The sequence below is a fragment of the Belnapia moabensis DSM 16746 genome, assembly GCF_000745835.1.
Classification (GTDB): Bacteria; Pseudomonadota; Alphaproteobacteria; order Acetobacterales; family Acetobacteraceae; genus Belnapia; species Belnapia moabensis.
This window is the reverse complement of record NZ_JQKB01000116.1, coordinates 1-10,842: the sequence shown is the minus strand read 5'-3', so window position 1 is coordinate 10,842 and position 10,842 is coordinate 1. Positions and strand designations below refer to the sequence as shown.

General features: G+C 63.5%; 11 protein-coding genes and 1 pseudogene. 8 read left to right on the top strand and 4 right to left on the bottom strand.

What is annotated here, in order from left to right; genetic code table 11:
- Window positions 1-126 precede the first annotated feature (126 nt).
- Entirely contained in the window at window positions 127-582 is a 456-nt protein-coding gene (locus EP26_RS27440; RefSeq protein ID WP_084113057.1) for an ABC transporter substrate-binding protein, read from the bottom strand.
- A 166-nt stretch (window positions 583-748) separates the two neighbouring features.
- Between EP26_RS27440 and EP26_RS35625 the strand changes: the two genes are divergently transcribed.
- Window positions 749-946 (top strand): hypothetical protein, encoded by a 198-nt coding sequence (locus EP26_RS35625; RefSeq protein ID WP_157033854.1) that lies wholly within the window; start codon window positions 749-751, stop codon window positions 944-946.
- Window positions 947-964: 18 nt separating this feature from the next.
- Here the strand turns inward: EP26_RS35625 and EP26_RS35620 are convergent, their stop codons facing one another.
- Together EP26_RS35620 and EP26_RS27435 are read right to left on the bottom strand one after the other, a co-directional pair.
- Complete coding sequence (locus EP26_RS35620; RefSeq protein WP_157033853.1) at window positions 965-1,165, bottom strand: hypothetical protein; 201 nt, start codon at window positions 1,163-1,165, stop codon at window positions 965-967.
- Window positions 1,162-2,127, bottom strand: a complete 966-nt coding sequence (locus EP26_RS27435; protein ID WP_043343753.1) for an IS5 family transposase — start codon at window positions 2,125-2,127, stop codon at window positions 1,162-1,164. Before EP26_RS27435 ends, EP26_RS35620 begins: the two co-directional genes overlap by 4 nt.
- Window positions 2,128-2,308: 181 nt before the next feature.
- Between EP26_RS27435 and EP26_RS27430 the strand changes: the two genes are divergently transcribed.
- From EP26_RS27430 to EP26_RS27410, 5 genes are read left to right on the top strand one after another with little or no spacing between them, the layout of a single operon-like run.
- Window positions 2,309-3,604: an ABC transporter substrate-binding protein gene (locus tag EP26_RS27430; protein WP_169747517.1), complete on the top strand. Its 1,296-nt coding sequence runs from the start codon at window positions 2,309-2,311 to the stop codon at window positions 3,602-3,604.
- Window positions 3,605-3,613: 9 nt separating this feature from the next.
- Window positions 3,614-4,570, top strand: coding sequence for a carbohydrate ABC transporter permease (locus tag EP26_RS27425; protein ID WP_084113055.1), 957 nt, complete (start codon window positions 3,614-3,616; stop codon window positions 4,568-4,570).
- Window positions 4,570-5,388 (top strand): carbohydrate ABC transporter permease, encoded by an 819-nt coding sequence (locus EP26_RS27420; protein WP_043343746.1) that lies wholly within the window; start codon window positions 4,570-4,572, stop codon window positions 5,386-5,388. Before EP26_RS27425 ends, EP26_RS27420 begins: the two co-directional genes overlap by 1 nt.
- 3 nt (window positions 5,389-5,391) lie before the next feature.
- Complete coding sequence (locus EP26_RS27415) at window positions 5,392-6,489, top strand: ABC transporter ATP-binding protein (RefSeq protein ID WP_043343743.1); 1,098 nt, start codon at window positions 5,392-5,394, stop codon at window positions 6,487-6,489.
- A gap of 16 nt (window positions 6,490-6,505) precedes the next feature.
- On the top strand, window positions 6,506-7,672 hold the full coding sequence (locus tag EP26_RS27410; RefSeq protein ID WP_043343768.1) for an LLM class flavin-dependent oxidoreductase: 1,167 nt from the start codon (window positions 6,506-6,508) through the stop codon (window positions 7,670-7,672).
- Between the two features lie 86 nt (window positions 7,673-7,758).
- On the opposite strand, the gene EP26_RS38765 is transcribed toward EP26_RS27410, so the two are convergent.
- Window positions 7,759-7,956 (bottom strand): DDE-type integrase/transposase/recombinase, encoded by a 198-nt coding sequence (locus EP26_RS38765; RefSeq protein ID WP_211259581.1) that lies wholly within the window; start codon window positions 7,954-7,956, stop codon window positions 7,759-7,761.
- A 182-nt stretch (window positions 7,957-8,138) separates the two neighbouring features.
- On the opposite strand from EP26_RS38765, the pseudogene EP26_RS37835 reads away from it, so the two are divergent.
- Together EP26_RS37835 and EP26_RS37830 are read left to right on the top strand one after the other, a co-directional pair.
- Window positions 8,139-9,125: pseudogene (locus tag EP26_RS37835) on the top strand (recombinase family protein); the annotation flags it as partial.
- 693 nt (window positions 9,126-9,818) lie between these two features.
- Entirely contained in the window at window positions 9,819-10,784 is a 966-nt protein-coding gene (locus tag EP26_RS37830) for an IS5 family transposase (RefSeq protein ID WP_043340304.1), read from the top strand.
- Window positions 10,785-10,842 lie beyond the last annotated feature (58 nt).

Below are 10,842 nucleotides of genomic sequence, written 5' to 3'. Positions count from 1 at the left end.
CGAAAGGTCAGGCCGCGCTGACGAAGCCCGACCACCTGCCGCCGGCGCTCTTCCTGAGCCGCCGCGGGCAGCTTGCGCATGTCCACGTGCCTCATGCCCGCGAACTTGGATCCCCAGTCAATCAGATCAAGACAATGAGGGCCGCATCAATAGGCTGCAATATTCGGAGGTGAGCGCCGAGGTGGCGGCCGAGGTGTTGATGTGCACCTTGTCTTTTTGCTCGACCACCGGCTTCAGGGCGATCGCCAGGGCTGAGTTGCTGACGCCCAGCACCACGTCGACATTGTCCCGGTCAAACCACTGGCGGGCGATCGCCAGGCCGACATCAGATTTGTTCTGGTGGTCGGCAACAAGCAGGTCGACGCCGAAGTCCGGGCTATCGGCTTGAAACTCACGGATGGCCTGGCGCGCGCAGACGACGCTGGTGGGTCCTGAGATATCGCGGTAGGCGCCAGACATGTCCTGCAGAAGGCCAGCACGCAGCGTCTGACCGGGATTGCGCGGCTGTGCTGCAAGCGGAGCCGCGGATATCGCTGCACTGGCCAATCCGGCACCGATTGCGGCGCGGCGGGATAGGGTCATACGCCTTCCTCCTCATCAGCACGGCTCTTTCTCGGCCGTCTTTCCGCCAACATCGCGCCGCTTCAGTCCATCAGGCAAGTAGGCGGCTCCGAAACACCCGATAGCAGCGTTAAGCTGAACCATGGGCCTTCACACGCCGAAACCGGCCAACACTTTGGCGGCGATAATGTTTGACGACCTGACAGGGACGCTGGTCATCCATGTTCCTTATTGCAGCACCGGTCCTTCAGTCACCGGGCCTCTGGCTGGCGAGGTTGGATTGGTGTTCGCCTCGGTCAGTGCGGTGGAGATGCTGGTCCGCGAGGGCGAGGTGTTCCATCCTGGCCATTACTGCGGCAATGCGTTTAGTGCGACCGGTTGTTGAGACAGCTGACTGCGCTGTTCAGGCGGCCAAGCGTAGATGGGTAGGTAGGCGCTGAGCAAGGCTGAGTTGCTCGGCGCGGACCTGGTTCGGGGTGCGATAGCCGTGCCGAGCGACGAGCCAGGTGGCGTTGTAGTGGATGGCGAACTCCTGCAGCCCACGCCATTGTGTTGCATCGGTCGGCGGTACGGACGCGACGATCCCTGCCGGGTGTGGGGTCATGCGATCCGGATGTATTCCGGCCGGCCGAGATCCAGCATCCGGTTCAGGACGTTGGTGGCGATGGCCACTTCGGTCGCTTGGCGCCGATCCGTCTGCGAGCGCAGACCATTACTGATGACGCGCTTCCATCGTGAGACATCGGCCTCCGCCAGAGCACGCCAGTTGTACCCCGACGCTCGCTGCCAGTCTATGCGACCGCGCTCGGTAATACATCGCAGATGAACATCCCGCTGTGTCGGCGCGGTTGCAGCAGCGCTGCTTGGCACCGCGTTCGCGCGTGGTGGCACGATGACGTCGGCATCTGGATGACGCGCTGCGACCTCGGCGTCAACATCGTTCCGGTCGAAGGCGCCATCGCTGGTAAAGGACACCACGGAACCATCAACCCGGTCGAGCAAGGGGTCGACCTGCGAGCCGTCATCGGCATCCCTGCTCGTCAGTACCGAGGCGACGATCTGGCCCGTGTCAGCATTGGTGGCGAGGTGGAGCACCTTCCAGCCCCGGCGCCGCTTGCTGCCATGCTTCTCGATCAGCCACTCGCCAGGACCACACAGCCGCAGACCAGTGCTGTCCACCGGCAGGTGCACCGGCTCGCTGCCCACCTTCGGCCGCAGCACCTCCAGCGTCTCGGCCCGACGGCTCAGGGTCGAATGGTCCGGCACGGTGAGGTCGAGGCCGAGGAGCCGCAGAATGGAGCCGATCAGGCCCTCGGTCTGGCGCAGCGCAAGGCGGAATACGGCACGCAGCGTCAGGGCAGTTGCGATCGCCAGGTCCGAGTACTTCGCCTGGTCACCCCGACCCACCCGCACCTCGGCTTGCCACCCCTTGATCACCTCGGCCGTGAACGACACGCTGAGACTGCCACGGGAGCGCAGGCCGGCATCGTACTCAGCCCAGTTGGTCACCTTCTGGCGCTGCTTGGGGATGCGGTGCCGGCGGTCACCGTTGGACTTGAACGGCACGACAGGTGTCCCTCACTGCTCGAGGGCTCGCCCCTAAGCCAGCCTACTCCAGGGCACCCAACCGGGCGACTCATGCAACAAGATGACGGCCATTCGCGGTTGCGACGGCGCGAGTTGCCTGCAAAGCTTCGCGTCAAGCGGGACGACCAGGCTGGTAAGGCCAGGCGCAAGGGAGGATGCCATGAAGCGACGTGACATGCTGATGGCCGGTCTGCTGGGTGGGCTCAGCATCGGCAGCCGCCCCACACTGGCGCAGGCGCAGGCTTCGATCAGGTTCCTCACGCCGGAGACGGATCCGAGCCAGGTGAAGGTCTGGCAAGAGCTGATCGGCAGGTACGGCGAAACCAACAAGGGTACGACGATCAGGCCCGAATACGCCTCCTGGGACGATTTGATCCGCAAAATTCCGGCTGACTTGATGGCGGGAACACCGCCCGAGATCGTCGCCGGCTCGAGCCGCGGCAGCTTCATGGCAGCAGCGGCAAAGCGAAACCTACTGGTGGACCTCGCACCCCTCGTGGATCAGCTTGGCCGCGCCGATTTTCACTCACCCAGCCTGAAGGCCTGGAATTTCAACGGCATCCAAGCCGCTATTCCTTATGGCGTCCAGTGGCCGGTGCTGTGGTGCCGCACCGACATGTTTCAGGAGGCGGGCCTGCCGCTGCCGAAAACCTGGGAAGAGTATCGCACCGCGGCCGAGCGGCTGACGAATCCCGCGAAGGGCATCTACGGTGCGTGCTTCCCGGCCGGGCGTACCTGGAACACCCAAATTCAAACCACCATAGCCATTTGGGGCGCTGGCGGACTGATCTTCGACGACAAGCTGAACCCGACGCTCGACACGCCGGAGGTCCGGCGGGCGATGACCTACTATGCCGATATGTGCCGCTTCTCGCCGCCCGACATCGGCCAGTACGGATTTCGCGAGGCGTCCGCCGCCTATACTTCCGGCAAATCGGCTACGACCCTCTACTGGGGCCGCGTGCTGGCCCACCTGTACCAGCAGGCGCCGGATCTCATCCCGAAGTCGAGGACGGTGCACATTCCGCATGGCGGCACGCCGGCCACCGCCATCGGATGGGACGAATTCGTCGTATACAAATCGCGCAACAGTCGTGCGGCGATGGAATACGTAAAGTTCATGCTGGAGCCACAGCAGATGTTCATGCTGATGCAGCCGGTAATTGCCCATGTGGTGCCTACGCGGAACTCCGTGCTGCCGATGCTGCAGCAACATGATTGGATTCAGAAGAACCCGGATATCGTGAAGCCGCTGATCGACCCGATCGAGTTCGGCTTCTCTGCTACGCAGGAAACCGAAAACCGGCCCTTCAACTATAAATGGGACGCGATCGAGGCACGCAATATTCTTCCGGATATGGTTCAGCGTATCGTGCTGGGGAAGGAGCCGGTCGCGCTCGCGGTGCAGAAGGCACAAAAGGATGCGGTGGACGCCACCAAGGACCTGAAGCCGTAGGACGCACTGATGTCACAGCATGCACCGCAGGTCGTGCGCCCGCAAAAGGCAGCGGGAACTTCGCCAATGGCGGTGCGCTCCGGCGGCCCGCTCGCGTGGCTGCGCGACCAGCATCTTGGCGTCATTCTGCTGTTGCCGAGTGCGCTAACCTTCCTGGTGCTGTTGGTATTCCCACTTAGTTACGGGATCTACACCAGTTTCCTGCAGAGGCATGTACTTGACCCCGAGGGGGTCTGGGTTGGGTTGGCTAACTATGTTTGGCTGTTCGGCAATGCTGAGTTCTGGCAGTCGCTGGCGATTTCCACCCTCTGGGCAGGGGCCACGGTCGGTCTGCAGATTGTGCTTGGGACCGCGGTCGCGCTGATCCTGCACCAGCCCTTCAAGGGCCGCTCCCTGGTTCGGGGCTTGGTGCTGTTTCCCTACATGATGCCGGTCGTCTCGGTTATCCTGATCTGGATGCTGCTGTACAACGCGCTGTATGGCGTTCTGAACTATTTACTAGTGCAGACCGGACTAATCGCCGCACCGATTGCTTGGCTGTCGCAGCCCGGCAGCGCCTTTTGGAGCGTGGTCTTCGTCGGCGTCTGGAAGTATTTTCCATTCGTCGTCGTCATCGTACTGGCGCGGCTGCAGGTGATCCCGCAAGACTTGTACGAAGCGGCGCGGATCGACGGCGCCGGCGCTATCGCCCGCTTCGTCGATATTACGCTGCATCAGATTAAGGACGTGCTGCTGGTCGTGGCGCTGTTGCGGACCATCTACATGTTCAACAACTTCGAAATTGCATTCCTGCTGACCGGTGGCGGGCCGCTGCGGGCAACCATGACCCTGCCAATACTAGTGTATGAGCAGGCGTTCGGCCTTTACGAGATGGGTCGCGGATCGGCGATCGCAGTCGTCATGTTCCTGATCCTTATAGGCGTCATGTCGGTGTATTTTGCCTTTCTGCGGAAGGAGTCGGACTGATGCTGCGCATTCTCCGCACCTATGGGCTCGCGCTGCTGCTGCTGACCTTTGTCGCCTTCCCGCTCTACTGGATGACGTTGACCTCGTTGAAGCCGCAGACCGAGGTGTTCCGGACACCGCCCACTTTCCTGCCCGCCACCTGGACGCTCGAACACTATATCAGCCTGTTCCAGCTGACCGATTTCGGTCTTCTTTTTATGAACAGCTTAAAGGTTTGCCTGCTTTCGACCGTCATGGCGCTGGCAGTCGGCATCCTAGGCGCCTATGCGCTGGCGCGCTTCCGAGTTCGTGGCAAGGAAGCTTATGGGCGGCTAGTGCTGCTGGCCTACATGTTCCCAGGCGCGTTGCTGGTCATCCCACTACTGCTGCTGTTTCGCGAGCTGGGTCTGACCAACAGTCATCTCGGCTTGTCGCTGGCCTACCTGACTTTTTCGCTACCCTTCGTTATGTGGGTGATGCGGGACTTCTTCGCCTCCGTCCCAATCGACCTTGAAGAGGCGGCGCTGATTGATGGCGCGACACGTCTCGGCGCGCTCTGGGACGTGGTGCTGCCCCAAGCGGTACCAGGCATAATCGCTACGGGTATCTTTGCCTTTCTGTTTGCCTGGAACGAGTATCTCTACGCCCTTATCCTCATCTCGGATGAAAGCCTCCGCACCTTACCACCCGGCATGATGCGTTTCGTATCGAGCACAGACACGAACTGGGGTCTCATCATGGCAGCATCGACACTTGCGACCCTGCCGATGGCGCTCGCTTTCGGCCTCGTGCAACGCTACCTCGTGACCGGCATGGGCGCCGGCGGCGTGAAGGGCTGACTCATGGCAAACGTCCGGATCGACCGCCTGCACAAGGAATTCCGCAGCCATGGCGGGGTGGTGCATGCGCTGAAGGAGCTGACCCTCGATATCGCAGACGGCGAGTTCATCTCTCTCGTTGGGCCTTCCGGCTGCGGTAAATCTACCGCACTGCGCATCATCGCCGGATTGGAGACGCCGACCTCTGGACGCATTTTGTTCGGCCCGCGCGACATCACCAAGTTAGAGCCGCGCGACCGCAACATCGCAATGGTATTCCAGAGCTACGCTCTTTATCCGCATATGTCGGTGCGGCAGAACCTGGAATACGGGTTGAGAAAGCGCGGCGTTGCACGCGAGGAGCGCGATCGCAAGGTCGCCACCATCGGCGCCATGCTGCAGATCGAGAGCATGTTTGAGCGCAAGCCACGCCAGCTTTCTGGTGGCCAGCGGCAGCGGGTGGCGCTCGGCCGGGCACTGATCCGCGATCCTGAGGTCTTCCTGCTGGACGAGCCGCTGTCCAATCTCGACGCCAAGTTGCGGGTACACATGCGGGCCGAGCTAGCAGCACTGCACCAGAAGGTGCAGACCACCATGGTCTATGTCACGCACGACCAGCTTGAGGCGATGACACTTTCCGACCGGATCGTAGTCATGAACCACGGTGTCATGCAGCAAGTTGGGCGCCCGGATGAAATCTATTCACGCCCAGCTAATCGCTTCGTTGCGGAGTTCATAGGCACACCTTCAATGAACATGATCGAGGGCGAACTGCGCATCGAAAGCGGCAAGCCCATCTTCACCGGTCCAGGGATGGCGATCGCGTTGCCACAGGCGTCGCTGCACATGCCGGCAGCCAAGCAGGCGACGCTCGGGGTACGGCCGGAGGATATTGCGCTGGTCGCGCCGGACACTCCGGGCGCCATTGCGGCGCGGGTGACGGTCTCGGAGCTGACCGGGGCGGAGCGCTACCACTTCGTCACCGTGGGTGGCGGCTCGGTCATCATCCGTACACCGGCCTCGACCGTGCTCCATCCGGGGGAGAACGTCGCGCTTGGGCTCCACCCGGACCGCTTGCACCTATTTGGCGGCGCTGGCGAAGATGCCGCGGCGCTGCGCTGACCCGGAGACGACCAAGATGGCGGCCACTCTGCGGCATGGCGTGTTCATGGCTCCCTTCCATGCGTTGGAAGAGGACCCAACCATGTGTATTCACCGCGATCTGGAGCTATGTGAATGGCTCGACCGTCTCGGCTTCGACGAAGCTTGGATCGGCGAACATCATTCCGCCGGCTTCGAGACGATCAGCTCGCCGGAGGTGTTCATCGCCCATGCCGCCGCTATCACCACGCGGCTGCGTTTCGGTACCGGCGTAGTTTCGCTTCCCTACCATAATCCACTAATGGTTGCGAACCGCATTATTCAGTTAGACCACATGACGCGGGGTCGGGTGATGTTCGGCGCGGGACCTGGATTACTGGCGTCCGACGCCATGATGCTTGGTATCGAGCCGGCGACGCAGCGTGATCGGATGCTGCAGGCCCTAGAGGTCATCCTTCGGCTCTTCCGCGGCGAGATGGTGACCGAGTCAACCGAGTGGTACACTCTGGTCAATGCTCGGGCGCATCTGCTGCCCTATACAAGACCATATCCGGAGGTCTCGGTGGCAAGTGCCGTATCGCCCTCGGGCGGGCGGGCGGCCGGACGTCTCGACCTCAGCATGCTTTGCGTTGCCGCAGCCGACGGCGCTGCTTATGACGCGCTGGCTAGTAATTGGCAGATCGCCTGCGACATCGCCGCGGAGCATGGCCGCAGCATGGATCCGAGCCGGCTGCGCATCGTCGCACCGATGTACATTGCTGAGACGCGGGACCAGGCGCGTGCCGACGTGCGCTTCGGCTTCCAGAAATTTCTCGACTACTTCAACAACAACTCGCCGGGCCGCTTCCCCGTTCCGGCGGGCACCGACCCGGTGGACTGGTTTGTCGGGAGGAGGCTCGGCGTCATCGGCACGCCAGACGATGCCATCGCCATGATCGAGCGGCTGCAAGGCAAGCAGGGCGAGTTCGGTGTCTTCCTGCAGCAGACGCATGACTGGGCGGACTGGGCGGGCACCAAGCGCTCCTACGAGCTCTATGCCCGCTACGTCATGCCGCATTTCCGCGGCACCAATTCGGCGCGCGTGGCCTCCTACCAATGGGTAGGCGAGAATAACATCGAATTCAGCGGCAAGCGTCAGGCCGCGGTCGAAGCGATGTTCCGAAAGCACGAGGCTGAGAAGGTACAGTCAGCAGGTTCAGGCTGACTCCGCGGTCGATGCTAACTGTACGCAACTTGGGGCTGCGTTGCAGGGTTTTTGGCAAGTCGCAGATGGCCGCGACAGACCCCAGATCAGGCGGCGGCCTGGAGCAACTTGGCGACAAAGGTGGCTTGGATCCGCATGTCTCGTCCGCCAACCTTGTATACCTGCCCTTTCCTGGTCATTGCCATTGCTTCGTAGCCTGCCAGTGTTCGTCGTGCCGTGTAGAAGCTGCCAAAGCCAAGCCCTGATCTGACCAGGCGTTTAACGCGCCGGTGATCTTGTTCGATGGCCTAATCGCAAATGACAAATTCTGCTGGGTTCGCCGCTCGCGCTTGCGCCTGAGCTGGTCTCGGCTGACGCTGCGGGAGCGCTCCAGGCGGGCCAGCACGGTCCCAGCTTTACCCCTCCAGTCGGGAGGGACAGATGCGATGCCAGTGGACCGTGCATCGGACGACGCGGCCGGCTCCGGATGGCCAGCGTCGATGGGATCGGGCCTACCAGGAGGTGTTGGCCTGGACGAGAGAGATGGCCGTCGCGCCTGCCGGCGGGTTGCGCGGCCCCGGCGTGCGGGAGGATGGCCATGAAGGCGGCCCTCTACGCCCGGGTGTCGACCCAGCGCCAGGCCCAGGCCCAAACCGTCGAGCAGCAGATTGAGCGCCTGACCGGCCATGCGCGCCAGCAAGGCTGGGACGTCCTCGCTGATTTGGTCTTCCGCGATGATGGCTACAGCGGCGCCTCGCTGCGGCGGCCGGGTCTCGATCGCTTGCGCGACCGCGCCACGGCCCGCAGCCTCGATCTGGTCCTGATCACCGCACCGGACCGGCTGGCGCGCAACTACGTGCATCAGGTTCTGCTGCTGGAGGAACTGCAGGGACACGGCTGCGAGGTGCAGTTCCTCGACCGCCCCATGAGCCAGGACCCCCATGATCAGCTGCTGTTGCAGATCCGCGGTGCGGTGGCGGAGTATGAACGCACGCTGATCACAGAGCGCATGCGGCGTGGCCGCCAGCGCAAGTTGGAGGCGGGAGTGATGCTGCCCTGGACCAGAGCGCCTTTTGGCTACCGGGTGGATCCAGATCGCCCGCGCGATCCTGCAGGTGTCCGCATCGAGGAGGCTGAGGCAGCCATCGTGCGCGAGATGTTCGCCTGGTATGCGGATGAAGCTCATAGCTTCTGCTCGCTGGCACGCCTGCTGGAGCAGCGCGGCATCCGAACCTCAACCGGCTTGGCCCGCTGGAACTTGGCCAGCATCCGCGGCCTGCTGACCAACCCGGCTTATGCCGGCCAGGTTTATGGCAATCGCTGGCACCGCCGCGGCACCTTGGAGCGGCGCTCGGCAACAGCACCGCGCAAGCACTCCGCCATGAGCCGGGTGGATGCGCCACGGGCGGAGTGGATCCTGGCGGCCGAGATCCCACCCCTTGTCAGCCAGGAGCAGTTCGACCGTGTGCAGGCCCGGCTGGCCAGCAACCGGCGTTTTGCTCACCGCAACAACAAGGCCCATCCCTATCTGCTGCGGGGCCTGGTCAGCTGCGGCCTGTGCGGTCTGGCCTGCCTGGCTTGGGCCAACATGCACCGGTACCGCTACTACTCCTGCACCGGCAAGCTGCCGGCCCTGTTCTCGCACCGGGAGCAGAAATGTCCGTCGCGGCTGAGCCCGGCCGGGCGCCTGGACGAGTTGGTCTGGAGCGACCTGTGTGACCTGCTGAGCCATCCGGAGCAGGCCTCCCAAGCCCTGGCCCGAGCGCATGGCGGACACTGGCTGCCGCAGGAGCTCCAGGCGCGCCAGCAGGGACTACGACGGGGACAGGCAAGCTTGGGACAGCAGCTCGAACGACTGACCGAAGCTTACCTCGCTGGGGTGGTACTTCTGGACGAATACTGGCGCCGACGGGGTGACCTCGAGGAGCGTCAGCGCCAGCTAGGCGAACAAGCGAAGCAGCTCGAGGCGCAAGCGGATCGGCAGACGGAGCTCGCCGGACTTTCCAGCTCCCTCGAGGACTTCTGCTGTCGGGTTCGGCAAGGGCTGTCCGAGGCGACTTTCGAACAGAGGCGATCCTTGGGACCTTGTTGCAGCAGTCGCCCGCCTGGGTGGCCTGGGGTAGGATGCGGCCGGGGCGAGGCCTCTTCACCCTGCAGGGGACCCCTCGTGCCGTTCAAAGCCAATGCCGCTCGGCGCCATCACATCCCGAAGCAGCGGCACCGGGTGACCAACTGGGCCGAGTACGACGCCGGCCTGCGCGCCCGCGGCAGCCTTACCGTGTGGTTTACGCCGGAGGCGGTCGAGGCATGGACGGCTGAGCCGCGTACCGGCCGGGGCGGGCAGCCCGTCTACTCCGCGTTGGCCATCGCCACAGCCCTGACGCTGCGGGCGGTGTTCCGTCTGGCACTGCGCCAGACCGAGGGGCTGATCGCGTCCGTCCTGCAGTTGCTCGGCCTCGACCTGCCGGTGCCGGACCATAGCACCCTCAGCCGTCGGGCCGAGGTGCTCGAAGTGCCGCGGCCGAAAGCGGGGAGCGCGCCGGTCCACCTGCTGGTGGACAGCACTGGTCTCCGCCTCTGTGGACCCGGCGAGTGGCTAGAGGAGAAGCATGGCAGCAAGCGGCGTCGGGCTTGGCGAGTGCTGCACCTCGCCACTGACGCCGACACTGGGCTGATCGTCGCCTCGGCACTGACCGACAGGGATGCCGATGACGGCTCTCAGGTCGGTCCACTGCTCGACCAAGTGGACGGATTGGTGGCGTCCTTCACCGGCGACGGCGCGTACGACAGAGACGACGTCTATGCCGAAATTGCAGCGCGCCATCCCAAGGCGGCGGTCATCGTGCCGCCGCGCGCAAATGCGGTGCCAAGCGACGTGGCCGAGACCACACCAACGCAACGCGATGCCCATCTGCAATGTATCGCCAAGCGCGGCCGCTTGGGATGGCAGCGCGCATCGGGGTACAACACTCGTGCCCTGGTGGAGGCCGACGTCTCGCGCTGGAAGCGCGTCATCGGTGATGGACTACGTTCGCAAACGGATGGACGTCAGGCGACCGAGGTAACCATCGCTGCCGGCGTGCTGAACCGAATGCTAGATCTCGGACGCCCGATCTACGTCCGCATTACATGACCCGAAACGCGGCTTGGGTTCGATGCACCCTACGGTCGTTCAGTGCAACAAAGTGGCT